The organism is Streptomyces sp. STAM6 (assembly GCF_054963715.1).
Genome location: NZ_JBUEFZ010000012.1, coordinates 40,868 through 66,738, shown reverse-complemented (window position 1 = coordinate 66,738; position 25,871 = coordinate 40,868). Strand labels below are relative to the sequence as shown.

At 71.2% G+C, this 25,871-nt stretch carries 21 protein-coding genes and 2 pseudogenes; 12 read left to right on the top strand and 11 right to left on the bottom strand.

Annotation, left to right across the window (positions count from 1 at the left end; translation table 11 throughout):
- Nucleotides 1–205: 205 nt before the first annotated feature.
- From ACY34K_RS16795 to ACY34K_RS16780, 4 genes are all read left to right on the top strand, one after another.
- Nucleotides 206–2,770 carry a SpoIIE family protein phosphatase gene (locus ACY34K_RS16795; RefSeq protein ID WP_462747685.1) on the top strand — a complete coding sequence of 855 codons (2,565 nt, stop codon included), beginning with the start codon at nucleotides 206–208 and terminating at the stop codon, nucleotides 2,768–2,770.
- A gap of 348 nt (nucleotides 2,771–3,118) precedes the next feature.
- On the top strand, nucleotides 3,119–4,144 hold the full coding sequence (locus ACY34K_RS16790) for a beta-ketoacyl-ACP synthase 3 (protein ID WP_462747683.1): 1,026 nt from the start codon (nucleotides 3,119–3,121) through the stop codon (nucleotides 4,142–4,144).
- Nucleotides 4,145–4,155: 11 nt separating this feature from the next.
- Nucleotides 4,156–4,446, top strand: a complete 291-nt coding sequence (locus ACY34K_RS16785) for an acyl carrier protein (protein WP_462747682.1) — start codon at nucleotides 4,156–4,158, stop codon at nucleotides 4,444–4,446.
- A 574-nt stretch (nucleotides 4,447–5,020) separates the two neighbouring features.
- A complete protein-coding gene (locus ACY34K_RS16780; protein ID WP_462747679.1) occupies nucleotides 5,021–5,875 on the top strand; it encodes an SCO2400 family protein in 855 nt (284 codons plus the stop codon).
- A 679-nt stretch (nucleotides 5,876–6,554) separates the two neighbouring features.
- On the opposite strand, the gene ACY34K_RS16775 is transcribed toward ACY34K_RS16780, so the two are convergent.
- Nucleotides 6,555–7,082 carry an SMI1/KNR4 family protein gene (locus ACY34K_RS16775; protein WP_462747677.1) on the bottom strand — a complete coding sequence of 176 codons (528 nt, stop codon included), beginning with the start codon at nucleotides 7,080–7,082 and terminating at the stop codon, nucleotides 6,555–6,557.
- Between the two features lie 324 nt (nucleotides 7,083–7,406).
- Between ACY34K_RS16775 and ACY34K_RS16770 the strand changes: the two genes are divergently transcribed.
- Nucleotides 7,407–8,234 carry a class I SAM-dependent methyltransferase gene (locus ACY34K_RS16770; protein ID WP_462747675.1) on the top strand — a complete coding sequence of 276 codons (828 nt, stop codon included), beginning with the start codon at nucleotides 7,407–7,409 and terminating at the stop codon, nucleotides 8,232–8,234.
- A gap of 170 nt (nucleotides 8,235–8,404) precedes the next feature.
- A complete protein-coding gene (locus tag ACY34K_RS16765) occupies nucleotides 8,405–9,067 on the top strand; it encodes a class I SAM-dependent methyltransferase (RefSeq protein WP_462747673.1) in 663 nt (220 codons plus the stop codon).
- Here the strand turns inward: ACY34K_RS16765 and ACY34K_RS16760 are convergent.
- Nucleotides 9,003–9,221, bottom strand: a pseudogene (locus ACY34K_RS16760) (LbetaH domain-containing protein); the annotation flags it as partial. The gene ACY34K_RS16765 and the pseudogene ACY34K_RS16760 sit on opposite strands and share 65 nt — an antisense overlap.
- A gap of 135 nt (nucleotides 9,222–9,356) precedes the next feature.
- Between ACY34K_RS16760 and ACY34K_RS16755 the strand changes: the two are divergent.
- The 3 genes from ACY34K_RS16755 to ACY34K_RS16745 all read left to right on the top strand — a co-directional run bounded on the left by ACY34K_RS16755 (nucleotide 9,357) and on the right by ACY34K_RS16745 (nucleotide 12,293).
- Nucleotides 9,357–10,541 carry a cytochrome P450 family protein gene (locus ACY34K_RS16755; RefSeq protein ID WP_462747670.1) on the top strand — a complete coding sequence of 395 codons (1,185 nt, stop codon included), beginning with the start codon at nucleotides 9,357–9,359 and terminating at the stop codon, nucleotides 10,539–10,541.
- A gap of 710 nt (nucleotides 10,542–11,251) precedes the next feature.
- A complete protein-coding gene (locus ACY34K_RS16750; protein ID WP_462747668.1) occupies nucleotides 11,252–11,743 on the top strand; it encodes a cupin domain-containing protein in 492 nt (163 codons plus the stop codon).
- A gap of 115 nt (nucleotides 11,744–11,858) precedes the next feature.
- A complete protein-coding gene (locus tag ACY34K_RS16745) occupies nucleotides 11,859–12,293 on the top strand; it encodes an SMI1/KNR4 family protein (RefSeq protein WP_462747666.1) in 435 nt (144 codons plus the stop codon).
- Between the two features lie 350 nt (nucleotides 12,294–12,643).
- Here ACY34K_RS16745 and puuE read toward each other — a convergent pair whose 3' ends face one another.
- Nucleotides 12,644–13,552 (bottom strand): allantoinase PuuE, encoded by a 909-nt coding sequence (gene puuE, locus ACY34K_RS16740; RefSeq protein WP_462747663.1) that lies wholly within the window; start codon nucleotides 13,550–13,552, stop codon nucleotides 12,644–12,646.
- A gap of 131 nt (nucleotides 13,553–13,683) precedes the next feature.
- On the opposite strand from puuE, the gene ACY34K_RS16735 reads away from it, so the two are divergent.
- Together ACY34K_RS16735 and ACY34K_RS16730 are read left to right on the top strand one after the other, a co-directional pair.
- The gene (locus ACY34K_RS16735; protein WP_462747661.1) at nucleotides 13,684–14,286 is read left to right on the top strand and encodes an HD domain-containing protein; all 603 of its coding nucleotides are present in this window, start codon (nucleotides 13,684–13,686) and stop codon (nucleotides 14,284–14,286) included.
- Nucleotides 14,287–14,540: 254 nt separating this feature from the next.
- Nucleotides 14,541–15,539 carry a PI-PLC domain-containing protein gene (locus ACY34K_RS16730; RefSeq protein ID WP_462747659.1) on the top strand — a complete coding sequence of 333 codons (999 nt, stop codon included), beginning with the start codon at nucleotides 14,541–14,543 and terminating at the stop codon, nucleotides 15,537–15,539.
- 147 nt (nucleotides 15,540–15,686) lie between these two features.
- On the opposite strand, the gene ACY34K_RS16725 is transcribed toward ACY34K_RS16730, so the two are convergent.
- The 3 genes from ACY34K_RS16725 to ACY34K_RS16715 form a co-directional block, all read right to left on the bottom strand.
- Complete coding sequence (locus ACY34K_RS16725; RefSeq protein ID WP_462747657.1) at nucleotides 15,687–15,860, bottom strand: TetR-like C-terminal domain-containing protein; 174 nt, start codon at nucleotides 15,858–15,860, stop codon at nucleotides 15,687–15,689.
- Nucleotides 15,861–16,041: 181 nt separating this feature from the next.
- A complete protein-coding gene (locus ACY34K_RS16720; protein ID WP_462747655.1) occupies nucleotides 16,042–17,013 on the bottom strand; it encodes a helix-turn-helix transcriptional regulator in 972 nt (323 codons plus the stop codon).
- Between the two features lie 37 nt (nucleotides 17,014–17,050).
- A complete protein-coding gene (locus ACY34K_RS16715) occupies nucleotides 17,051–17,332 on the bottom strand; it encodes a hypothetical protein (RefSeq protein ID WP_462747653.1) in 282 nt (93 codons plus the stop codon).
- 376 nt (nucleotides 17,333–17,708) lie between these two features.
- Between ACY34K_RS16715 and ACY34K_RS16710 the strand changes: the two are divergent.
- Nucleotides 17,709–18,205 (top strand): annotated as a pseudogene (locus ACY34K_RS16710) (transposase); the annotation flags it as partial.
- An 83-nt stretch (nucleotides 18,206–18,288) separates the two neighbouring features.
- On the opposite strand, the gene ACY34K_RS16705 reads toward ACY34K_RS16710, so the two are convergent.
- From ACY34K_RS16705 to ACY34K_RS16685, 5 genes are all read right to left on the bottom strand, one after another.
- Nucleotides 18,289–18,642, bottom strand: a complete 354-nt coding sequence (locus ACY34K_RS16705; protein WP_462747651.1) for a hypothetical protein — start codon at nucleotides 18,640–18,642, stop codon at nucleotides 18,289–18,291.
- 215 nt (nucleotides 18,643–18,857) lie between these two features.
- Nucleotides 18,858–21,725, bottom strand: a complete 2,868-nt coding sequence (locus ACY34K_RS16700) for a helix-turn-helix transcriptional regulator (RefSeq protein ID WP_462747649.1) — start codon at nucleotides 21,723–21,725, stop codon at nucleotides 18,858–18,860.
- Between the two features lie 94 nt (nucleotides 21,726–21,819).
- Nucleotides 21,820–22,632 carry an amidohydrolase family protein gene (locus ACY34K_RS16695; RefSeq protein ID WP_462747647.1) on the bottom strand — a complete coding sequence of 271 codons (813 nt, stop codon included), beginning with the start codon at nucleotides 22,630–22,632 and terminating at the stop codon, nucleotides 21,820–21,822.
- A complete protein-coding gene (locus tag ACY34K_RS16690; RefSeq protein ID WP_462747646.1) occupies nucleotides 22,629–24,590 on the bottom strand; it encodes a hypothetical protein in 1,962 nt (653 codons plus the stop codon). Before ACY34K_RS16690 ends, ACY34K_RS16695 begins: the two co-directional genes overlap by 4 nt.
- 11 nt (nucleotides 24,591–24,601) lie before the next feature.
- Nucleotides 24,602–25,870 carry a hypothetical protein gene (locus tag ACY34K_RS16685; protein ID WP_462747644.1) on the bottom strand — a complete coding sequence of 423 codons (1,269 nt, stop codon included), beginning with the start codon at nucleotides 25,868–25,870 and terminating at the stop codon, nucleotides 24,602–24,604.
- Nucleotide 25,871 lies beyond the last annotated feature (1 nt).

Genomic DNA, 25,871 nt, shown 5'->3' with positions numbered 1-25,871 from the left:
GCCCCGGCTGCAGATAGGAATCGTATGGGTGTGCGATTTGGGGGCGGGGGGTCTCGGCCGTCGCCGGCCCGCGGGCCGCCATCCCGTACCCGCCCCCTCCGGCACACCTTTCCCTCCCCACGCTGATGCCCGGCTGGGTTGTGGTGGTCCGGCCGGGGGCGGATGGTGGGAGGGGGGCGGACGAGACCAAGGTTGAACCTCTGCGATGTGTGCGAACAGTGCAGTCCGGGCCTTCGATGTAGGCGGGCCGCTCGATCTGACGCGAGCGGCCACTGCGGTGCTGGACGGCCGCGGGGTGATCGTCGGTTGGAGCCCGGCAGCCGAGCGTTTGCTCGGCTACGCGCCCCATGAGGTCATCGGGCGCAGAGGTGACATCCTCCTCGCCGACCCGGCATCGGTGCGAGCCGAGGCGTGGGTGGCCGAGGCGGGCGGGGCGGGGGAGGTGTTCAGCGAGGTGCTGCTGGCGCGGCACCGCGAGGACCGCACCGTGTGGGTGGCGGTCACCGTCTGTCCGGTGGCCCGCGGTGGAGAAGGGTCGGCATGGGTGCTGGCCGCTGCCGACCTCGGGGAGGAACTGGACTGGGAGGCGCGTCAGGCGATGCTGCGCGGCCTTGCCACCCAGTCCCCGATCGGCCTTGCGATATACGACCCCGACTTGCGGTTGACCTGGGCAAACGCGGCCTCCGACCAGGAGGTCGGAGCGCCGCTGCCCGAGTACATCGGTAAGACCTCGGAAGACCTGTACGGCGTCGGGGAGGTGCTCACCGAAGGGTACGGCTCGACCCTGTGGGAAGTGATGCGGCGGGTCATGGACACCGGTGAACCCGTCGTCGATCTTCATTTTCGCGGCCGGCCGCCCGCCGACCCCACAGCGGATCACGTCTGGTCGTGCTCCTACTACCGGTTGCTGGACGGGCGCGGGAACACCCTGGGCATTTGCGAGGACGCCTTCGACATCACCGAGCGCTACCGTGCTCAGCAGCGGCTGGCGCTCATGGCTCGGGCCGGCGCGCGCATCGGCGCCACGCTCAGTGTCGAGGACACCGCGCGGCGACTGGCCGAGGTGGCCGTACCCGACTTCGCCGACGAGATCACGGTGGACCTCGTGGCAGGCGTCCTGGAGGGTGAGGAGCCCACGGCGGGCAGTGTGCGCCGGCCGCTCGTGCGCGTCGCGGGTCGCGGCCCGGCTGTTGATCGAGAGCCGCCGAGCGAGGACCCTCCGACCGGTACGACCCCCCGCCCCGTCCGGTACGAGCCCAGATCGCCCCAGGCCCTGAGCCTGTCCACCGGCGAATCGGTCCTCGTCAGCACCGGCGGAAAGACGTCGGGCACGCAAACCGCCGCGATCGTGGCCGATGCCGGCGCGCAGTCCTGTCTGGTGACCCCTTTGCGGGCCCGCGGTGTCACCCTGGGCCTCGTCACCTTCCTGCGCCCGCGTGATGCCGCGCCGTTCGACGCGGACGACCGCACCCTGGCCGACGAGCTGGTCAGGCACACCGCGGCCTGCCTCGACAACGCCCGCCGCTACACCCGGGAGCGCACGGCAGCCGTGACGCTGCAGCGCACTCTGCTGCCCCACCGGTTGCCCGCCCAGACGGCCATGGAAGTGGCCTGCCGCTACCTGCCGGCGGAGACGCAAGTCGGCGTCGGCGGCGACTGGTTCGACGTGGTCCCGCTGTCCGGTACAAGAGTAGGGCTGGTCGTGGGCGATGTCGTCGGCCACGGTCTGCAAGCCGCGGCCACGATGGGACGCCTGCGTACCACCGTGCAGGCCCTGGCGAGGCTGGACCTCGCCCCCGACGAGCTGCTGAGCCGCCTGGACGACCTGGTCGGGCAGACGGTGCAAGGCGAGGAATGGGGCGCGGACCAGGAGACATGGGCGCCCGACCGCGGAGGTGTGGTGACCGTGTCCGGCGGAGGGGATGGTGGGGGAGCCGCCTCCCGGCCCGGCCAACCGGACGACGAGCCCGTCTTCGACGACGCGGTCGGGGCAACCTGCCTGTACGCCGTCTACGACCCGGTCACCGGGCGGTGCAGCATCGCACGTGCGGGCCACCTTCCCCCCGCCGTCGTGGACGGCGGCACGGGCGCGGTCACCTTCCTCGAGCTACCGTCGGGGCCGCCGCTCGGGCTCGGCGGTCTGCCCTTCGAGACCGTGGAGATCGACTTGCCCGACGGCAGCCTGCTCGCCCTGTTCACCGACGGGCTCGTGGAGTCGCGGGGGCACGACATCGACGTCGGGCTCGACCGGCTGGCCCGGGTACTGGCCGACCGGGACCGGTCGCTGGAGGAGCTGTGCGACAAGGCGCTGACCAGCCTCGTGGCGGGTGAGTCGGCTCAGGACGACATCACCATGCTGCTCGTGCGCTCCCGCCTGCTGGGCGCCGACCAGGTCGCGGTCTGGGAGCTGCCGGCCGAGCCCGCCGCCGTGCGCCTCGCCCGCGCCCGCGCCACCGAGCAGTTGGGCAAGTGGGGCCTGGAGGAGCTGACGTTCACCACGGACCTGGTGGTCAGTGAACTGGTCACCAATGCCATCCGGCACGCTGCCGAGCCGATCCAGCTGCGGCTGATCCGGGACAGTACGTTCGTGTGCGAGGTGTCGGACACCGGCCATACCTCGCCCCATCTGCGCTACGCATCCGCCTGCGACGAGGGCGGCCGTGGCCTGTTCATCGTCGCGCAGCTGGTGCAGCGCTGGGGCACTCGCTACACGCCCACCGGCAAAACGATCTGGACCGAGCAGCCGATACCACGCGGCCACGTGCGGTGATCGAACGCCGTCCCGAGAGCACCCGCAAAGGACACGCGACATACGGCCACTCTCGCGCGCCCACGCGGTCGGCTCCTCGGGGGTTTTGACGGCCGGGCGGCCCCGATGGTCGCCACCCGCCGTCGGCCGGCATTCGACAGGGCGCGAGCCGTCGGCCGGAATTCCATTGGGCACGGAATATCCGACCACCATGCAAAGTAATACTGTCAGTTGATCCCATGCATATGTGAAAACCCTCATTCCGTTGCCCTTTGACAGTGCGCTTGAGCGTGAATAGGGTTTGCCCGGCTGTCGCGCAGACGAAAGACGTTTTTGCGCGGACGGAGAGCGAGTGAAGCCGCCGCCGATGTGAGGAGCCTCGTGACATCCAGCTTGGCCTCTGTGGTATCCGGTGTCGGATGCTTTCTGCCGCCGCGAATCATCGGCAACGACGATCCTCCACTCTCGGCGCTGGACACGTCCGCGGAGTGGATTCGCAGCCGGACGGGGATCGAGAACAGGCGCTGGGTGGAGCCCGGGACCAGCACCGGAGACCTGGCCGTGCGGGCGGGCCGAGCAGCGCTGCGCAGCGCGGGCAACCCCGTCGTCGACCTCGTGATCCTGACCACGACCACCCCCGACCACCACTCGCCCGCGACGGCGCCCTGGGTGGCGGCACAGCTCGGACTGGGCACGGTGGCGGCCTTCGACATCGCGGCGGCCTGCTCCGGATTCACCTACGGCCTGGCGGCAGCGGACGCCTGGATCACCTCGCGGACGGCGCAATGCGTCCTGGTCGTGGCGGCGGAGACCCTGTCGACCATCACCGACCCCTCGGACCGGGGCACGGCGGTCGTCTTCGCCGACGGCGCCGGTGCCGCGGTCCTGCGCAGCGGCCGTCCTGACGAGCCCGGTGCGGTCCAAGCCGTACTCCTGGGCAGCGACGGCACTCAGAAGGACCTCGCGGTCATCAACTCCGGCGGCTCCCGCCGGCCCGATCCCGAAGGCTCCGCCGCCCTCGCCGACCGCTGTCTGCAGATGCGCGGCCCCGACATGTTCGCCCATGCGGTACGCCGTATGACGGAGGTGTCCAGACTGCTCCTGGAAAGGCTGGACTGGCCGGTGGACTCGCTCGGCGCGTTCATCGGGCACCAGGCCAACCAGCGGATCCTGGACAAGGTGGCCGACCTTGTGGGCGTACCCGAGACAAGCCGCTTCGCCAACATCCGGGAGGTCGGCAACACCTCTTCCGCCTCGATCCCCCTGGTCATGAACGACCTCGTCAACGCCGACGCCGTGCCCTGCGGGACCAGGACACTGCTGACCGCCTTCGGCGGCGGAGCGGTGTGGGGAGCCGTCGGTCTGACCTGGCCGGACATCAAGCCCGCACCCTGAAGGGATTCCTCATGAGCGAGCCCGCCCAGCAACCCCTCGACTACATCCGCGCCTACCTGGCCCAGGCCTTCGACCTGGCCGCGGACGAACTCACCGGCGATCGCACCTTCGCCAGCCTGGAACTCGACTCCATCGCCCAAGTGGAGATGCTCGTCACGCTCTCCGACCGTTATCGCATCCACCTGGACGACTCGTTGGCCAACGGTGAGACGACCCTGCAGCAGACCGCGGACCTCGTGACGGCTGCGCTGGAGGGCATCGGCCCCCAGCGCCAGGACACGGACGCGACCGCCCCCCACTGACGGCCTCCCACCGGCTGTCCCCGGCCCCGCCCGCCGGAGAGCCGCCGCACACGGAGAAACACGCGGGCCGGTGCAGGTCCGGTGGGGACGGCCGGGGAGGTGCCGGCTCTCCGGGGCGGCACGAGGACCTTCAGCACCCACTCCAGCTCCTCGGTACGCCGCCCCGCCCCTGCCGCTCCCTTCCAGACACCCACACTTCGCCTCCGCCCCATCCACCTCCCCTGCCGGCCGCCGCTGGATCGCCGCGAACCCCAGCCGTGACCCGTTCGGCCTCGATGAGCGCGCCAGCGGGGCGGACGCCCGGCGGCCTGTCGGTCCTGGGCTGACGTCCGAGCTCCGCCGCCCGGCGTTACGTATCCCACGTTTCAGTCGCCGTTTGAGCAATCGGGGCGCGGCGATCCGTTGAACTCGGTATCCGGCGACCATCCCTGAGCCGGCGAGTGAGCGAGGTTCGCAGATGTCCAGGACCCTTCAGCGCAGCGCCCCGTGCTGCCATGCGACCACGGGCCGTCTCCCCGCGGGCCGGCCCGGCACAGCTCACATCCAGCGACTCGCGCACTGATCGGTCGATCCCATGGACTACTGCGTTCCTTGCCGACGCCCTCTGAACGACACCGTGACCTGCCCGGAATGCGGGGCGTACGACCGTGACATGGCAGCGCCGGGCGCATGGGGAAACAGCGCTCCGGCGGTCGACAAAGCGGCGATGGAAGCCCTCTCCAGCGCCGGACCGGAACCCGTCGAACCACCAGTGCCTTCCCCGGCGAGCCGCACTTCCGGTACACGGGCCGCCGAGACCGCGACGGCTCCGGCTCCGGCGGTCGAGGTGCCCGAGGTGCCCGAGGCCCGGCGTCGTCACGGCGCACCGCGCTGGAAGAAGTACGGTGCCCGGACCCTTGCCGCGGCAGCGTTCACCATGCTGGGCGGCTTCACTGCCGGCGCGGTGCTTCCCGACCCCGGGGCCAAGCCCCAGTCCGCAGACCTCCCCGACGTACTCCCGGAGCCGGAACAGTCGTCCGCCGAGACACCTCAGGGACGCCCCACCACACCGCCGCAGACGTCACGCCCACCGGAGCGAGCGGACACACGCCCTGCCAGAGGAACCGGCCGGGAGCGCGCCGACGAGGTGACCCGACCACCTCGCGCGACAGCCACACAGCCGGAGTCACCCACTCCGTCGGCTCCTCCCGCCACCACGCCTCCACCGCCCGTGAGTCCCACCCCGGCCCCCCGGCCGCCCAGTGCCCGCCCCACTCCCTCGCCCACCCCCACGCCACCCTTCACCCCGCCGCCGGCGGCCACCCCGAGCCCGAGCCCAAGCGGCAGTACCGGCACCCCGCCCACGGCCGGCCCCACCCCGAGCCCCACGGTCAAGTCGCTGGCCGATGCGCTGCGCGGCGGCACGGGGCGTCTGCTGCCGGTGCGTTGACAGAAGGATCGCGTGCCGGGAACCGCGGCAGAGCGAGCACACATCTGACAACTGAAGGGCGGGAGCGGCAGGCGCGGTGCGCTGCATGCGGGGTACGCAGGGGGTGGAGCGACTTACTGGACGCCGGGCAGACGCGGCGGCGCGGGCAGTGACAGCCGTCTGCGCGGCTGTCGCACTCGCCGGCTGCGCGGGGCCGAGCAGCCATGCAGCGAGTGCGCCCGGGGCCGCGGGGGCCGAGGTCACCGTGGTGCGCGGTGGCGAGGCGTATCCCCTGACCGCGAGAGTGACGGAGTGGAAGGTGCGACCGCACCCGCAGGTCCCCAGAGCGGCCACGCGGTGCACTTCGCCCACCGGACGGCCCGGACGGGGCTCCTGCCGGAAGACAGTGTGCAACTCGCGGTGGGCTCGGCAGGCATCGTGCTGCTCTAACTACTGCGGCACCGTCGACGTGGCTCGCACCCCGGGCGACTCACCTGTGGAAGACGCCGACTCCTGGCTCGGCCCCGTTGCGGAACCGGATCTCTCCGACACGGCCCGTGTGCTCTTCCTCCCGGACCAACTGCGTCCCGGCCTGCATGCCGGGGATGTCAAGGTCGGCGATGGCTACATCCCGCCCCGGATTCCGGCGCCCGGAGACCGGCTGCGCACCGAATGAACCCCACCTCTCGTCTGCCCCGTATCAGCCGGATGAGCCACCCTCCTGCTCCCTTTCGAAATCGCGGGCCGAGGTGAGGCACTCGATGAAGGAGGGGAAGTCCGGCGCGAGGGTCAGTTCCGACGCGTCGTCCGCGTCGAACCAGGAAACGGACGGCTCCCCGTGCCGGCCGCGGGAGCGGTAGTCGAGCCCGATCCACCAGTGCCCTTCACCCGAGATCAGCACCACTCCCGGGGGCACACCCCATTCTTCGACCAGATAGGGACTGTCGAGCATGGACAGCGTTTCCGCGCAGTGGCCGATGCCCATCACCAGGTCGAAAGGGACGTGGTCGGGACTCCATGAGGTCGGCCGGTCAGTGGGAAAGGCGTTCCGGCTGTCGCTGACCCGGCCACCGTTCTGAATGCGAAGCAGGTCCAGCAACGAGTCGGGGAGTGTCACGTTCAACAGATGCTCGGCCTCTTCGACCATCGCGTCGGTCAGAGGCGGCTGCCCACGCCAGTCGCCACTGCTGTCCCAGAACGCCTGTCGCGGATCCTCGAAGCAAGCCATGACGGGCATCGTAGGAGCCGGGCTCGACAGCTCACCGTCCGGCCCCGGCGGACGAGCACCATGCTCAGGTGGCCGAACGCGTGCGAGCGGTGTACGCCGGTCGGCCCCACGTCCGGCGAGCCTCGGCCGCGTGGGCGGCCGCCCGCGGAGGATCGGTGGAGCGGCGGCCCAGGACGGGGCCGCCCGGCACCGTGCCGCCGTGTGAAGAGGTCCGGTCATGAAACTGCTCGACGACCCGCCGGCCGAGTGTCTCGCCGACCGGACGCCGGAACCGGCCCCCCGCGGTCGGCTCGACGCCACCCTCGACAGCGCACCGGCGGCGGCGTGACCACCGCTCCGCGCGGGGACGCACCCGGCGGTGGACGCTACGGCGAGGCCGTCTTCCGACCCGAACAGACAGGTGAGGACGAGCGCGTCGACTTCGGCGCGCTGGCCTACGACGACATCACCATGGCACGGCTGCGGGCACTCGGGGCCGGCCCCGGGTGGCGCTGCCTCGACGTGGGAGCCGGCACGGGCACGGTCGCCCGCCGCCTGCTGGAGGAGGCCGGGGTGGCGAGCGTGCTCGCCGTCGACCGCGACATCCGCTTCCTCACCGAACGGCCGGCGCCCGGACTCGACGTGCTGGAGGCCGACATCACCGCCCCGGCCTTCGACCCGGGCCGGTTCCGGCTCGTCCACGCCCGCTTCGTACTGATGCACCTGCCCGAGCGCGAGCGCCTGATCAGCACCCTGGCCGGACTCGTCGCGCCCGGCGGTGTGCTGGTGCTCAGCGACGCGGTCGACCTGACGAGCGACCGGACGCCCGGCACGCCGTACACCGCGGTGATGCGGGCGATGTGGCAGGGGCTGCGAGCCACCATCGGCACGGACGTCTCCTGGGTGCCCTCGTACCCGCAACTGCTGTGCGGCGCGGGGCTCGTGCCCGTCGCCGCCGAGATCCATGTGCCGCCCCTGCTACCGGGCAGCCCCATCAGCCGGTTCTGGGCGGACACATGGGAGCGGAGCAGAGCGGCGATGCTCGCCACCGGTCTGATCGACGACGCGGCCGTCGACACCGCGGTCCGGTACCTGGACTCCGACGCATGCGCAGCGCTGTCGGCCGGCATGCTCACCGTCTGGGGATGGAAACCCGAACAAGCCCCGGGCTGACGGCCTTCCTCGTCCGCCTTGCGCCGTAGCCGCCGTCGGCCGCCCGTGGGGCGGCCGGGCCCGCGGAAGGCGTCACGCGCCCACCGGGGAGCAGGGCTTCGGCATGCGCAGGCCGGTCGGCCCGCTGCGGACAGCCGCTGCGCGCGTACGCGGATGTTAGCTTCTCTTCCATGGTGGAGCATCAGGACGAGACCAGGGCGGCCTACGACGGGATCGTCGAGCTGTACGCGTCGATGTTCGCCGATCGGCTGGAGACCCAGCCGTTCGCGCGGGCCATGGTCGGTACCTTCGCCGAGCTGGTGCGCGGCACGGGGAACCGCCGGGCGGCCGACGTCGGATGCGGCCCCGGACACCTCACCGCCATGCTGCGCGACCTGGGGCTGGACGCCTTCGGGCTCGACCTCTCCCCGGCCATGGTCGACCACGCGCGGCGGGCCCATCCGGCGCTGCGGTTCGAGGAGGCGCGGATGGAGACCCTGCCGGTCGAGGACGGCGCGCTCGGCGGCGTGCTGGCCCACTACTCGATGATCCACACCCCGCCCGGGGAATTGCCCGCACTGCTCGCCGAGCAGGCGCGTGTCCTGGCACCAGGGGGACTGATCCTGGTCTCGTTCTTCGCGACCGACGGCCCGGAGCCGGTCCGCTTCGACCACAAGGTCGCGCCCGCCTACAGCTGGCCGGTGGACCGGTTGGCCGAGTCGCTGGCCGGGGCCGGACTCGTCACGTTCGCCCGGCTGCTTCACGACCCGGCCTCCGAGCGGGGCTTCCTCGACGCACACTTGCTGGCCCGCCTCGACGGGAGCGCCCCACGTAGTCGGTCACCTCGCCGCTGACCAGTGCGCTGGACGCGATGATCGCGCCATGTCCGATCGGTACGCCCGGTATGACCGTCGTACCGTGACCGCACCGGACGTCGTCGCCGGCGATCGTGTGCCCTCGGTTCGGCGGACCGGTGAGCAGGTCGAAGTGTTCGGCCCAAGAGCCGCCCGTGTGGGCTGTGAGCGGCGGTCATCGTGACCACCGGCGCCACGCCGCCGGCACTGGGGCGACCGTGCCGACGTCCGGACAACGGCCGATACCCGAGGGGCGGCGGGACAGGGGGCAGCCCTTAGGCTGCCCGCTATGGCTACTGCGTTCCCCGACCTGCCCGCACTGGTCGCTGATCCCCACGCCGGGTATGCCCGCCTCCGCGAGGCCGGACCGGTGCACCGGATCACCGGGCCGGACGGACTGCCCGTATGGGTCGTCACCCGCTATGCCGACGTGCGGCAACTGCTGGCCGACCCGCGGCTTTCCCTGGACAAGGCGCATCGGCTTCCCGGCAACTACCGCGGCTTCTCGTTGCCCCCGGCGCTCGACGCGAACTTGCTGAACATGGACCCGCCGGACCACACCCGGATCCGGCGGCTTGTCAACAAGGCCTTCACACCCGGCCGGGTGGAGCGTATGCGCCCGGGGATCCAGGCTCTGGCCGACCAGTTGCTGGATGTCGTGGCCGACGGCGGGCGCGCGGACCTCGTCGCGGACTATGCCGCGCCGCTGCCGATCACCGTCATCTGCGACCTGCTGGGTGTGCCGCACGGCTCCCGCCGTGACTTCCGGGCGTGGACCGATGCGCTGGTCGCCCCGGACCCCCAGGATCCCGGTGCGACGAAGCGGGCCGTTCCCGCCATGATGGCGTACTTCCCCCAACTCATCGCCGAGAAAAGGCGCACGCCGGGCAACGACCTGCTGACTGACCTGATCGACGTGCACGACGAGGGGGACAAGCTCACCGAGGACGAGCTGACGTCGCTGGCGTTTCTCATTCTGTTCGCCGGCTACGAGAACACGGTGCAGCTCATCGGCACCGCCGTGCTGTCGCTCCTGGACCACCCGGATCAACTGGCCGCTCTCCGTGACAACCCGGACAGGATCGCAGACGCCATCGAGGAGTTCGCTCGCTACGACGGGCCGGCGCTTCTGGCGATCCGTCGCTTCCCCACCGAAGACGTGGAGATCGACGGCGTGACGATCCCGGCCGGAGAGACGGTGATGCTGTCACTGGCGTCCGCCAACCGTGACCCCGAGCGATTCCCCGACCCCCACCGTTTCGACCCGGACAGACGGGACGGAGGCCACCTGGCTCTCGGCCACGGAATCCACTACTGCGTGGGCGCCCCTCTGGCGCGGCTCGAAACACAGATCGCCGTCAGCACGCTGCTACGCCGCTTCCCTGCCCTGGAGTTGGACGTGCCTCGTGACACGCTGCGGTGGCGACCGTCGATGCGGGCCCGCGGACTGGTCGCGCTGCCCGTGCGCTTCTGACCCGACCAGGAGGTACCGTCATCGCGTTCCCGGCGCGGGGCACCGCCGTGCTCCGATCGCGCCGTCGACCAGTCGGCGCCCGACCCTGGTCCGGCCCGCCGACGTCCTGTGCCGACGGCCCGTGCCACACCCGTCGTCCCGACCGGCTCGGCCGTGCCCCGGCGATCAACCGCACCCTGAACACGGTGCTGAAGAGGCCGGGCCAGAACTCGCGCCAGACCATGGACAACAGCAGGAGGAGCAGGCCGGACAGGCACATGAGTGCTCCGACGATCCGGAAGGCGGTCGCCGTGATCCAGCGGTCGGGTGGAGCGAGGTTTCCCCGCGCCTGAGCGCGCAAGGCGACATTCCTCTCCTGCCACCGCTCAAGGGACTGTGCGACGCCCCGAAGATCGAACGCGACGACGCCGCCACCGATTGTGCCGGCCAGTCCGAGAACCAACAGCAAGACCATGCCCGCCCCCAGGATGGGGAAGCACCTCCACACCTGGCGCTTCGCCGTGTCCGGGCGTGATCAGCGAACCGGTCCAAGCGTGCGGCGGTCGGGACGAGCCGCACCCGGGTTCCCAGGTGGGCACGCGCGAAGCCAGGCACAGGTATGTCAGGGGCCGCGGCCACCCCGGCGCCCCCGGCGGAATGCGCCGGCGCGTCCTGTGGTTGATCTTGGAGAGAGGACAGAGCCTTCGGGCAGCGTCGACAAGGGGGAACCGATGTCGTATCCGGAGTATCCGGAGCAGGTCTACCACCGTGAGGAAGGCGAGGTCAGTGCTGTCTTCCGAACCGTGGACACCCCGCCCGAGCTGGGCGTGGCGGGCGGGGACGCGATCCACTACCTGGCCACCAAGGCCACCACGAAGGGAGAGTTCGGCCTCTACCGGGTGGAGATGAGCCCGAAGGCGGGCGGGCCCAAGACACACTTCCACAAGACGATCTCAGAGTCGTTCTTCATCCTCGACGGCACGGTCCGGCTGTTCAACGGTGTCGACTGGGTCGACGCGAAGAAGGGTGACTTCCTGTACGTGCCGCAGGGCGGTCTGCACGCTTTCCGCAACGACTCCGACGCCCCCGCCGAGATGCTGATGATCTTCGCTCCGGGTGCGCCGCGTGAGGAGTATTTCGAGGGGCTGTCGGCCCTCGCGGACGCGACGGACGAGGAGCGCACGGAGTTCTTCGTGCGCCACGACTCCTACTTCGTGGAGTGACGGAGCCGCCTCGCCGGCATCGACGGCGACCGCTCTCCGGCGGGTGACGGAGGGCGGTCGCCGCCGCGGGTCGCGCTGTCGGAGGCGAAACAGCGAGTTGTCTATGATGCGCCCCATGTGGAGAGAAGCGGCCGGTCAGGCCTTTCCCGGGGCCGAGTTCAGGGAACCGGTCGGCGCGGCCGAAGTCGCGGACGCGGAGCAACGTCTGGGCTGCCCCCTGCCGCCCGATCTGGTCAGCCTCCTTCGGGAGACGGACGGCATCATCGGGCGCTACGGGGTGGACACCGTCTGGCCCTTGGAGCGGATCGTCCAGGCCAACCTCCTCTTCCGGGCGGACAGCGACTTCCAGGCCCTCTACATGCCGTTCGATCCTCTGCTCTTCTTCGGGGACAACGGAGGGGGCGACCAATTCGCCTTCGTCCGGACACCTCCTCGAGCCGACATATTCGTGTGGGAACACGAGGACGACAGTCGGCGGTGGGTGGCCCGGGACCTGCGGGACTACCTCGGCCGTTGTCTCACGACCGGCGGAGACGAGTGGTACGCGTAGCCGTGGGGTCACGTCGTACGTGTACTTTCCCGAGTGCGGAGGGGCGCTCAAGAGCGCGTCGGTGACGGTGTACGTGTCGTTGGGCTCGCCGAACACCGCCGGAGGCCTCGTCTCGGGAAACGGCCGGGTGATGGCGGCCCGCATTCGTCCCTACCTCAGAGCTGCCTCACATAGCTCCGCGCGGGTGGACTCGTCGAGGACCTTGCAGCCGGCTTCGCTCTCGAGAACGCGGAATGAGACACATCCGGCACCAGGCACCCGGCCTCGTCCCTGAAGAGGGAGCGTACTCACCGTGGGCGCCGGAAGACGCGCGGCCTTGACCGACGGTGTTCGGCGACGCCGGGCAGGACTCAGCGGGGTGGCGGATGCGTGGCGAGCCAGTGTCGCGCGATCTGTTCGCGCGTGGCGACCCATGCGCCTCCGCGTTGCGCGATGTACTGGAGGAAGCGGTCGAGGGCGCGGATGCGGCCGGGCCTGCCGATGATCCGGCAGTGCAGGCCCAGGCTCATCATGCGCGGGAGGACGGCTCCTTCGGCGTGGAGTGTGTCGAAGGTGTCGATGAGATAGGTGAGCATGTCGTCCGCGGTGATGAAGCCGTGGACGATGAGGAACTTGAAGTCGTTCGCGTCGAGACTGTAGGGCAGTACGAGGTGCGGCCGGCCCGCCTCCCGGACGTAGAACGGCAGGTCGTCGGAGTAGTCGTCGGAGTCGTAGAGGAACCCACCCTCCTCGACGACCAGGCGACGCGTGTGGGGGCTGGTCCGGCCGGTGTACCAGCCGACGGGCCGGCGCCCGACGAGCCGCTCGATCGTCGCGACGGAGCGCGTGATGCCGGCGCGCTCGGTGCTTTCGGGTACATGGCGGTGGTCGATCCAGCGCCAGCCGTGTCCTGCCACCTCCCAGCCGGCGTCCCCCATCGCCCGCGCCGCGTCCGGGTTCCGCTCGAGCGCCTGCCCGACGGCGTGGACGGTGAGGGGCACACCGTGCGCCGTGATCGTGCGATGGATGCGCCAGAAACCGGCGCGCGAGCCGTAGGCGAACATCGACTCGACGTTCAGTTCGCGCCCGCCCACCACGGGCGGTGCGCCGACAATCTCGTGGAGGTAGCCCTCGGAGGCGGGGTCGCCTTCGAGGACGCTCTGCTCGCCGCCTTCCTCGTAGTTGAGAACGAGGCTGACGGCGACGCGGGCGCCGCCGGGCCAGGCGGCGTGCGGCGGCTCGGCGCCGTAGCCGGCGAGGTCCCGCTGATGCTCGGACACGGGCGGCACCCTACCGCCGATCGCTCGCCGCGTCGGAGAGGCGAGGCCACTCCGCGCCGGCCGGCCCCGGACCTGCCGCAGGGTTGGACCCGGCCTGCTCAGCAGCGCCTGCCTCCGGTAGCGTCGCCGGGATGACCGCGACGCCTTCGGATCTCCTGTCCCGTGCCCTCAGTACCCCCGGCGAGCCGTCCCTGCCGCTGCTTCCACCGGTGGTGGCGGAACTGCTGCTTTCCCTGGGTGCCCCGCCCCGTTTGGCGGCGCACCTGCGCCTGGTTCACGAGGTCGCGGTGGAACTGGTCGACTGGGTGGGGGACCGTTGTCCGGATCCGGCGGTCGACCGTGAGGCCGTGCTCCTCGGTGCGGCGACTCATGACGTGGGCAAGAACTTGTATCCCGAGGAGCTCACCGGGCGCGGCTCGGCGCATGAGAATGCCGGCCACGACCTGCTCGTCAGCCATGGCTTCGAGCCGGCAGTCGCCCGCTTTGCCGCGACCCACGCGAGCTGGGACTGCCCTGCCGTGACGATCGAGGACCTCCTTGTCAGCACCGCCGACAAGGTGTGGAAGGACAAGCGTGTTCCCGGTCTCGAGGACAGGCTCGTGCGGTCCCTGGCCGGGGCGACAGGGCGGGAACCATGGGAGGAGTACCTCGCCCTCGATGACGTGCTCGGCCGCCTCGGCGCGGACGCCGGCCGTCGCCTGGCGTTCCAGTCGGCGTTCCCGGTCCACCAGTAAACCGGTCGGCGAGTGTGTCGGTATGAGTCCCTGACCGTCCCCGGCACGGCAGGGACGCCAACGCGGCAGGGACGCCAGCGCGGCAGGGACGCCAGCGCGGCACGGCCGGCGAGCGCTGGGGTGGCTCGCTCCGTCGGATACCGGCCTTGCGCGTCCGAGGGGGAGCGTGTCGACGGGCCGCGCGCTACCCTCCCTCCATGACTGGCATGGGCATGCTAAGTACCTCCTTGCGGCGAGTCGGCCGACATGCGTTCGTGTGCCTCGTCCTCCTGGCGCTCCTGGGCACGGTAACCGCCGCGACGGCCTCGCCCCCGGTCGGGAACACCGCGGCCGGCTCCGAGGGCCCGCGCTCGGCCGATGCCGCCGCGGCCCGCTGGGGCGACCGCCGCCTCGACGAGGTCGCCTTCCTGACCACCCACAACGCCTTCACCAACTACGAGGACGCCCGGTGGACTTCGGTGAACCAGGCCGAGTCGGTGCGTGCACAGCTCGCGGCCGGCGTCCGTGGCCTGAGCCTGGACACCCACTGGTACGAGCGCAGCAACTGGCTGTGCGTCATCAGCTTCGGCAGCGACTGTTACCCCAGTGACGTCTACCTGTGCCACGGCGGCTGCAAGACCTTCGCCGGTGCCACATACGCCCTGCCGCGCCAGTCTTTCCACGGCACGATGCAGACCGTGGTGGACTTCCTCGCGGCCCACCCGCAAGAGGTCGTGACGGTCTTCCTCGAGGACTACGTCAGCGCCGAGCAGTTGCGGCATTCCCTCGCCAGGGTCAGAGGGCTGTCCGGGCTGCTGTTCCGTCCCGACGAGTGGGGCGTACGGCAGCACGGGTGGCCGAAGGTCGCCGATCTCGCACTCGCCGGGAAGCGTCTGCTGATCTTCTCCGACCGGCCGGACCGTGAGCATCTGGGCGTCATGTACGACAGGTCCTGGACGGTGAGCAACTACTGGAGCCTCGGGGACCTGGGCAACGACCTGGCGTGCGTCAGTCGCTGGTCCGACGTCCCCCTGGATCGCCAGGAGCCCGGATTCAGGCGCCTGTTCACGATGAGCCATCACCGCAATGTGCCCACTGTCCTCACGGCGGCCCTGGACAACGGCGCCAAGCTGAGGAGCCGCGTCGCCGACAAGTGCCGGCCCGCAGCCGGGGGCCGCAACCCCAACTTCGTCTCCGTCGACTTCCACCGGGTGTCGGACGGCAGCGGCCACACCCCGGCTTCGATCGTCGCGGAGCTCAACGCGGGCTCATGAGATCCGCCCCGGGATGTCGCCGTCCCCGCAGGCCGGCCGGCCCCAGGGGGCGTGCCTGGCCGATGCCCACCGCTTGGGGGCATCCTCCGACGGAGCAGTGCCCTCCGCCGTGACCGCCAGTGGCGGCTCCGGGCGTGCCCGGGCGCGTCACTGGCCGGTCTGGCCGAGCGCCGCTCCCACGAGCCGGCGCGCGTGGGTGGTGTCGAGCCCTTGTAGGCGGAACAGGATGCGGTACATCAAGGCCGCGACGACGTGGTCCACGACCGTTTCGACGCCGGGTGTCTTCTCCCCGCGCTCGGCCGCGCGGGTGAGGATGCGCACATCAACGGGCGTCGATGTCCTGCCACGTGATGCCGGTTCGGACGCGGAACCGTATGCCGTCGGTCAGCTGACGCCGACTCCGGGCCGGCGGCCGTCCAGGCTCCACTGGCCTTGTCGTTCGACCCCAGGTGTGGTCACCGACGCGTGTAACAGTCCCCAGCCTCGACGCATCCCGGTGAACTCACGTAGCACATTTGAGTCCTTCGTCGATGCGGGTGCGCAGGGAGCGCAGCGCCTGCCTGAGCTCTGCCGGTTCGATGTCTGTGACGTCAGCGTCGAAAGTCAGGAGCAGTCCTGCCAGCCCTGCCCATGACCACGCACCGAGCGTGAGTCGGCAGCTGGAGTCGGTGTCGTGCTCGACCGTCGAGCCGCCGGGGGCGAACCGGGCGACGATGGGCGCAGGTAGAGCGACGCGTGCAGACCCGCAACATGGCCATTCCGCCAGGGTGTCGCCTCGGTCGTGCGTGCTCATGACGAATGCGACCGGATCGCCGTGCGGGACGTCGCGGCGGTCGAAGGTTCTCCCCGTGGGCATGCGTGGTTCGAGGCGGTCGACGCGCATCGCGCGCCATCGGTCCGCGTCCGGTTCGAACGCGACGAGGTACCACCGCGCCGCCCACACGACGAGGTCGTGCGGTTCCAGCGTGAGCATCGCCGGTTCGTCCTCGCCGGTGTGGTTCACGCAAACGACGTGCTGTCGGTTGATCGCGCCGCCGATGACGCGGATGATCTCGACATCGATGGGTGCTGCGGGGAATTCCCAGTAGTTGCGCGCTGCGGAGACGCTGAACGACTCGGTGCGGATGCGGCTGCGGGCGGGCATCGCTTGCTGCAACGTGGCGAGGGCGCGTGCCGCGTTCTCACGGATGCCGGAGAGGATCGTTGGGACGGTCTGGAGCGCGACGGCCGCGGCGACTGCTTGGTCCTCGTCGAAGACGACCGGCGGCAAGCGGGTGGCGCGGCCGAGCCGGTAGCCTCCGCCCACCCCGCGCACGGCCTCGATCTCGTAACCAAGCCCTCTGAGCGTGTCGATGTCGCGTCGCACGGTCCGAAGGGAGACTCCGAGCCTTTCGGCGAGCTCCTCGGCGGTCAGGGTGGCGCCGATACCGAGGATCGACAGCAGCCGGAGCGTCCGCGCGGAGGTCACAGCCATGATCCCCCCCCCCGGGAAAGCGGTCATTCGATGGCAACTATAACTGTGAGCCTGGCCGGCATGACCACTTCACAGGGGCGCGGCGGGCGGCGTCCTCTCCACCGTCAACCAGATCGTCGGATCCATCGGCATCGCCGTTCTCGGAACGATCTTCTTCGCCGCCGTCACCGGATCGACGACCGATGTACCAGGACCGGCCGACTACGGTCACGCGCTCAGCATCGTCCTCGTCGTCACCGCGGTGCTCTACCTCGTGGCGGGACTCGTGATGCTCGCGCTCCCGAAGGCCGAGGCCGAGCACGTCGACCAGTAAACGCATGCGGGAGGGAAGCACACCGCCTGTCCGGTGAGCTCGGCCTGCAAGCCGGTCAACTCCAGCTCGTGCGCCGATGTGTCCCACACTGGACCCCGTGGCGCTTCCGCTGCGGCACGTGCGGCCACGTTCAGTCCCCGACCGACCTCATCAGCGCCGGTCGAGGCGCGTCTCCGGAGCTTGGCCACAACCCCACCGGCACTTACCCCGGCGCCCCTGCCGCCGGGGTAGGTGCCGCGGCCAGGACCGCGCGGCGTGCTCGGAGCCGAGACCCAGCGTGCCGGAACCGTGAAACGCCCGGAGAGCGGCCGGGGCATACTCGCGCAGGTGGGAGCGGAGTCCGTTGACCATCCGAGTCTTGTCCCAGACCGAGTAGTTCTTGGGACGGATCGGCCGGACCCCGTTCGTCCGGGTTCGCGGCCGGGCTCCGGACGGGTGCGATGGCGGGTATGACCTGCTACGAGCCGGCGAGCGGTTCCGGCTGATCTACGCCATCCGTGAGTACCGAGGGCGCAAGGGCGAGCGGAGGGCTTCGGCTGGCGGGACTTCCGCGACCTCTTGATGCGTGCCCGCCTCCCATTCGGCGGACCGATCGTGCTGGTCTGGGAGAACGTCCGCATCCACCCGACCGCCGGGATGCGGGAGTTCATCGCCGCGAATGCCGCCTGGCTCCCCTTGTTCCAGCTGACCACCTGCGCGCCCGACCTGAACCCGCAGCAGGGCATCTGCTCGCTGGTCAAGCGCGACATCGGCAACCGCGCCGCAGCCGACCTGGGCCAGATCACCGGGGCCGTGAAGCGCAGGCTCAAGCAGATCCAGTACCGCCCGGATTTCGTCGACGGCTGCCTCGCGGGCACCGGCCTCATCACGGACGACTGAGCGGCGCTGCGCTGCCGATTCGTCAGTCGCCGTAGTACCGGTCGTAGGAAGCGGAGCGCTCCTCCACTGAGAAGCCCTCGAATTCACCGTCCGCCTCCAGCTCGCGCAGTCGATCCAGCGCCGCCTGCAGCAGAAGGTGCACGGCTGGCCGAGAGGTGGGCCTTCGTCGCGTCGAGCCCGTGCCCAAGCAGGAATTCGATGTCGATCGAGCACGCTGCGTCGAAGCTGGCTTGCTTCGCACTCCAGATCAGGAGCACGTCGTCGAGGTCGCCGCTGTTGAACAGCTGGAAGCAGCAGAGCCTCATCAGCTCAGTGTCGCCTTCGCCCTGGGCGCGTCGCTCACGCGCCGTGTGCTCTATGAGGAGTGCACGGATCTCGTCGAGGTCCGCGTCGACGGGGCGAAGCCCGTAGCGGCGCCAGCATTCCTCGACATCCATCGCTGGTCTCCTTGATCGTCCGGCCCGGCCCGTGGCCCATCGGCCCCACCCATCGCCGTTCGGTCGGACGACGGCCCCCCCTGCCGGTCATAGTATGCACACCGAAGGCCGACCCATATGGGTCGGCGGCCACCGGTCTTCGACCAGGACGCGAACCGGCCCGGCGGTGGGCTCGGGGGAGGGCCACGGGGAACGCGGGCGGGCTCTCGACAGGGTTATACCGTCCTCGGCGTCGCGGCGGCGCCCGCCTTCAGGGCGGCAGGAGCGGGGCCGGCGACGGGGGAGAGGGCGGCCAGTCGGTCCATCAGGCCCATGCGGGAGGAGATTCCCAGCTTCGCGTAGATATTGCTGAGGTGGTACTCGACCGTCTTGATACTGAGGATGAGCTCGTTGGCGATCTGGCGATTCGTGTAGCCGGTGGTGGCCAGCCGGGCGACGGTGAATTCCTGGGCCGTGAGCGGGACGTTCTGTGGCCGGGCGCCGACCGGCCGGCCGCAGGCGGCGAGCTCCCGCTCGCACTGCAGGAGGAACGGCGCGCTGCCGAGAGCGGCGAAGGTGCCGTGGGCGGCGCGAAGGTGTCCGGCCGCGCGTGCGCGGTGTCCGGCGCGGCGCAGGAAGACGCCGAAGTCCAGGTCCACCCGTGCGCGTTCGAACGGATCGCGTACGCGTGACAGAGCAGCCAGGGCGGCGGTGAAAGCCCGTTCCGCCGCGTCCGGCTCCCGTCGCGCCGCCATGAGGTTGCCCCGGGCGCGTCTCGCGGCGGCCTGGACACTGGGGCGTCTTTGGTCGCCGGTGGCTTGTTCCAGCGGGACCAGGGCCTGATGGGCCTCGTCGTATTCGCCGAGTGTGGTGAGCGCGTCGGCCAGCATGTGCCGCCACGGGTGGACGACCGCATGGCCGTGGGGCCGGCGCTTGAGCAGCGGGGACAGCGCGGCCACCGCGCCCTGCGGCGCACCGCCCGCGACGGCGAGGCAGGCGCGGGCCCGGGCGAGGTGCACATGGAGCGAAGGATCGTCGCTGTGGTTCCCGGACGCACTGCGCAGGTGCTCGGCGGCCTCGCTCAGTTCGCCGCGCAAGGCGCGGATCGTGCAGGCGCGGGCATGGCAGAGGGGCGCGAGCCAGTGCTGTCCGGTGTCGGCGGCGAGGGACGCGGCCGCTTCGAGGTGGTCGAGCGCCGCGTCCCAGTGACCCAGCCGGAATTCGGCCCAGCCGAGGAACAGGCCCGCGAGGATCCGCAGGGGCGCCGGCCCACCGGAGCAGAGACGGCTGGCGGTCCGCAGGTCGAGGTGGGCGGCGTCGACGTCGTCGGTCCACAGGTGCAGGACCCCACGGCCCAGAAGGAGGTCGGTGTGACGGCGATCGACGAGTGACGCCTCCGGGAGCCAGGCCACCTGGGCTTTGGCTTCCTGTACCGCGCCCTGGGCGCCCATGGCCGTCAGGTGCGCGAAGCGCAGCATCCCGGGGTCGAACGGTGCGGCGGGCAGGTCCTGGGCGCGGCGCGCCCAGCTTACGGCGGCGTCGGCTTGCCCGATGGCGAGGTGCGCGCAGGTGAGCTGTTCGGCGATGCGGCGGGCGAGCTGCGGTTGCGTGTGGGTGTCGCACTGCCGCCACGCGTGCTCCAGGAGGACACGGGCATCGCCGGTGTCCCCGCTCACAAGAGAGAGGTGGCCTCGTGTGGAGCGGTGACGCGCGGATTCGGGGTCGCCGGGGAGCGTGGCGGCGAGGGCGGCGGCCTCGTCGGTGCGGCCGTCGAGGATGAGGACGTCGACCGCGTCGGCGCCCACGCGTTCGCGCTCCGCGGGAGTTGCGCAGAGCCGGGCGGAGTGGCGGATGAGGGAGGTGGCGTTGGACCAGTGGCCCCCGTCGGCCTCACGGCGGGCCTGCACGGCGAGATCCCGGGCGAGGGCATCGTCGACGTCGTCGGCGGCGCGCAGTCTGTGGTGCAGGCCGGCGAAGGCGTCGCCGACGAGTCGGGAGGCCGCGGCGTGCAGGGCGGTGCGGCGGGCGAGCCCCAGCGAGTGGTAGACCGCCGCCCGGACAAGGGGGTGCGGGAAGGCGACGGACGGTGGTCCCGCGGTGGGCTGCTCGCACAGCAGGCCGTGTGCCACGGCTTGCTCGATGGCGGACAGCGGCGCGGCGACGCGGGCCAGACGGGCGGCCAGCGGGACGGGACAGGACATGCCGAGCACGCTTGCCGCTTCGACGAGCGCACGGGTGGGAGGGGCGCACCGCCCCAGGTCGGCGAGGACGAGCAGGGCGTACGGGCGCGGGGCGGGCAGGGAGGCGTCGGGCGCGGCCAGGTCCTCGGCGGACACCTGACGCAACAGGGCACAGGCATGCAGCGGGTTGCCCCCGGTGTGTTCGCGCAGGCGCCGAATGGCACGGCGGGGCAGACGTTCGGGCACGACGGCGTCGCTGAGCTCGCCGAGTTCACTGTCGGTCAGTCCCCGCAGGGTCATGAGCCCGGTGCCGCCGTCGGCGACGAGCCGACGCAGACCGTCGGGCAATCGGTGGTCGGTCGCTTCGCGGGTGGCCAGCACCGTGAGCACCCGCTCGCCGCGCAGGCGTCTGAGGGCGAAGGTGAGGGCTTGCAGGGAGGGCGTGTCCGCCCAGTGGGCGTCGTCGATGACGACGGCAACGGGCTCCGCGGCCCTGCCGTACCGGACGAGGACGTCGAGCAGGAACGCTCCCGCCGCGAACGGATCGCGGAAGAACTGCGCCCCGCCCTTTCCGCGCACCGCCTCCCCGGCCGGCAGAGCCACCGAACCCACGGGGTGCCCGGGATCGGCCGGGGTCATGGCGTGCGGTGTCCGGGCGAGGAGTTGGGCCAGTACCCCGAACGGCAAGGCCGACTCGGTCTCGTCACCGCCGGCGGCCAGGAGCCGCACCGGGGCCGCCTCCCGCACGAACTGCCGGATCAGCGCTGTCTTGCCGATGCCGGCCGGGCCGTCGACCACGATCAGGTGGGCGGCGCCGCTGTCGGCCCGGCGCAGGCCGTCCCGAAGGCGGGCGAGTTCGTTTCCGCGACCGCGGAAGAGGGTTTCGGTGGTGGGCGGGGGCACGTCTCGTGGGGCTGCTGGCATCGCGACCCTTTCCCCGGCGGGGCGTGGGCGCGCCATGGTCGGATCGCCATGGCGCCGTGGTGCACGTCCACGATGACGATGCGGTGAGGGCGTTTCAATCCGTACGGGAATTTTGTCCACTGGTCGCCGTCGTGGTTCGGACCGGATGCGTCCCGCGTGCGGTCTCGCGGCGTGCCCCGCGGTCGAGGAGACGCAGCAGGTTCCCCCCGGTGATCAGCGCCTCGGCGGCCGGCGGCAGCCCCAGGGCGCGGACCTTCGCCAATTCGAGGCCGGGGTGCAGGAAGGGTCCGTCCGACCCGAAGAGCAGCTTGCCGGGCCCTGCTCGCCGTACCGCCTGGATCAGCAGGTCGAACCGGCGCACCCCGGAGGTGTCGGCGTGGATGTTGGGATGACGCTCCAGATGGTCGATCAGGGCGAGCTGGGCGCCCCAGTCGTCGGCGAAGCTGCCGAGGTGGGGGATGACGAAGTCGACGTCCGCGTACTCGGTGCCGAGCAGTTCCACGGGCGCGATGTCGCCCATGGGGTCGTAGAGGACGGGCAGCCGGTGCCGGCGGGCCGCCTCGCACACCTCCCGCGTGATGGGCGCGTCCCGACGGTGGACCTTGATGCCCCGGAAGTCCCAGCGCTGGACGGCCTGGGTCACCATGGCGTGCACGCGTCCGGCGTCCCGTCGTGGATGGACCATCGCGAACGGTACGAAGCGGCCCGGCCGGGCGGCCGCGATCCGCGCCAACTGGTGGTTGGCCACCGTGTAGTCGTCGTGGAAGACGGGAAGCAGCACGGTGCGGCGGACCCCGGCGGCCCGGGCCCGCCGCAGATAGCCGCCGAGCGGCGCCGAGTCCCACGGGCCGCCGAGGGCGGATCCCGTCCCCGCGTGGCAGTGACAGTCGATGATCAACGCAGTCACCCGCCGAGTCGGGGGTCCCCGGGCGGCAGTTGCGCGGGACGGGGCCCGGGCCGGCGCAGTGCCGGGTACTGCGGACCGTACCGGGGAGCGCCCTCACGCGGCGGCAACGGGCGCGCCGTCCGCCGGCCGACGGCATACGGGCCGGCCCCGGTCCCCGGCCCCCCGAGGTATGCCGCACCGCCGGCACCCTGTCGCCCGCCGGGCCGTTCGAGCAGCCGCCGGTAGAGCAGGATCGCCGGCGGCGTCGACTCCACGCGGGCGTCGCTCATTCGCTCGACGCTGAGATCGACACCGGTGACGGCCCGGTAGGAGTGCAGATAACCCTGGATCTCGGTGCGCCAGTACCGGGCCCAGTTGGCCGCCTGGTTCCGGTTGTGCACGTCGGTCCAGTTGCCGAAGCGCACCCCCAGCAGAATCTGCTCCCCGAAGCGCCCCAGATCGCGGAAGTGGATGACGGTGTCCGGCGACCAGCCCTGCAGCCGCTTCATGGTGTCCACCCGCTCCATCCACGGCTCCGGGTAGGCGACCATCGTGCGGCCCGGCAGGAACTCCCGCATCTCGGGGCGGGCCAGCAGCCACTGCTGCATGAGCATTTCCTGACGGGCCGTCCACGGCAGGTCGCCGTACTGATTGTGCTGTCCCTCGGTGAGCAGCAGGTGGACGTCCTTCAACGCGTTGAGCACCGGGAAACCGTCGGCGACGACCGTGGTGTCGTCGTCCTCCTTGTAGAAGACCGAGGTCAGGTTGAGCAGGGTGTGGAACGCTTCGAGGAACCGCGGCCGGCTGTCGGCCGGGCGCAGCGCGGGTACGGCGGAGGCGAGCGCCGTGACACCGTAGTGGTGGTCGTACTCGTAGGCCCGGCGCAGTGCCGTGAGCCGGTGCTGTTCGTCCTGGATGTAGCCCCACAGCAGGGGGTTGATCGCCCGGAGGGGGTCGATCTCCATGTGCGCCAGCGGATCCTGGGCACCGGGTCCGTGGATGTTCTGGAAGCGGCGGGCGACGGCGTCGATGGACTGGACGAGCATGCCTTCCTCGTGCCAGTAGCTCCAGATCAGCTCCAGGAGGAAGGGGAAGGTGAGCTTGTCGCGCAGGATGCCGTAGCACTGCCGGCCGAACCCCTCGCCGACGTCGATGGCCTGCTCGCCCAGCTTGAGCCGAATGACACCGAGGTACGGCAGCAGGGCGGGGTCCGCGGTGGGATCCCCGCCCGGATCCGGGTTCGGGTCGGCCGAGATGTAGCGGCTCCACCGGCTCTCGATGGCCCGCCGGAACGCCTCGCCGCCCGCCTCCTGACTTCCGTACCGCTCCCGCTCGTTCTCCAGGTCGAGATCGGTGAAGAGCCGGCGCAGGTCCCGCGAGGAGATGTGGACACCGCAGTTGGCCAGCAGGAAGACCTCGGTGGCGACCTTCAGGAGCCGGTAGCCGTCGACACCGGGGAAAGGCAGGGCCCGGGGACCGGGGACGCTCCTGGGCCAGGGGATCACCGATGATTCGCGGCCGGAGCACAACATGCCGTCGATCCACCGGGCGTAGGCGTTGAAGGAGATCCGCTCGGTGCTCTGCCGGATGATCGTCCACAGCGCCTGGTCGTCGGTGGGCTCGGTGTGCGAACGGCCCATGTGGACCTGCACGCTGTCACGCGCGCCGAAGGGGCGGGCGGTGACGACGACCACGTCCGTGCCGCCGTCCCGCACGGGTTCTCCCCCCTCGCCCGGGTCGAGGAACGCGCCGCGCACCGTATAGGCGGCCGGTTGCTGGTCCTCGGGCACATCCCAGTACGCCTGGGTGGGGTCGGACTGGCTTACGGTGTGCAGCCGGCCCACACCGTCGACGCTCCATTCGACCGGCGCGTCCTGCTCCACCCCCGGGTCCCCCGCGTGGGGGGAACTCCGGGCGATGGTCAACTGGACCCGCCCGCCCTGCGGGATCCGTTCGGGATGGGCATGGACGATGGCCATGACTGACCTCCTCAACTCAATGGGGTGAGCGTGCTGGACACTGCCCAGCCGGTGATCAGCGAGCCGAGGAGCCCGCTCTCCGTCTCGGGGCTGATGCGGGAGGCGGCCCTCGCCTGGCCGAGCACCGCGAAGACCAGCGTGGGGGGCGCGTCCCGCATGAGGGCGGGCCGCCGCGACCACCCGCGGTGGAGGGCGAGCAGCGACTCGGGGGTGCGGGACGACAACGGCAGCGCCTGCCCCAGCGTCGCGCCGCGGAGGGCGGGCGGGCGGTGGTCGCGCAGCAGCAGGGCAAGGGTCGGCATGGTGGCCTCCAGCGCGGCGATCAGGCGGCGCAGCGGCGCCGGGGCGCGCTCGGGGGGATAGCAGGAGGACCACAGGGCCGCCAGCCGGGCCCATTGCGGATGCGGGTACAGGCCGTTGCCCAGGGCGCAGGAGAGCCGGACCCGGATGTAGGGGAAGGGATGAGGGTCCCCGGGGACGGGCGTGAGCACGAAAGCGCGGGGGAGGCTCACCACGGCCATGAGGCCGAGCGTGCCGGCGATGCCGAGCTTCCCCACGCACCACAGGTCGGCGGCGATCTCCGAGATCCACCGCCCCCAGCAGGCGAAGGCCGCTCGGTCCGCCGGGCCGCGGCTGCGCCGCTCGATGTCGTGGAGCCGCTCGCGCAGGGGCCGCACCAGGTCGAGCAGCGCGGCCACTTGGTGGCCCGCCTCGTGGACGAGCGAGGCACCGATGCCGTACCCGACCATGCGTTCGCGGGGGATGCGGATGAGGGCGACGGGAGTGCGGCCATTGCCGGGGATCCGGGTGTTGGCCCGGCGGATCGCGCCGCCGGGCCCCCGGTCGAGATAGCAGACCACGGGCGGCACCGCCACGGCCGTTCCGGGCACGCGCAGCGCGTCGGCCGCCGCCACGTCCAGTCCGGAGAGCCATACGCCGACACTGTTCTCGCTGCGCTGGGTGAGCGCGTCGTGGAACACGTCGAGCTGGGCGAGTACGTCGTTGAAGCGCCACCGCACAGCGACGTAACGGCGCTGCATCTCCTCGGCCGGAGCGGCCCGTCCCGGGCCGGCCAGCCAGGCCAGGAAGTCCCCGGCCCGGCCGCGCAGTTCGGCGCGCCCCCGCGCCAGGTAGGCCTCGATCGCGGTCTGCGCGGCGGGCGCCGGCGCGGCGGCGAGCACCATCGTCTCGTGCAGCACGAACGGCTTGACCCGGTCGAGGCGGGTGAGGAGCGCCCGTGTCTCACCTTCGAGCAGCGCGGCCACCGACCGGGCCGACACG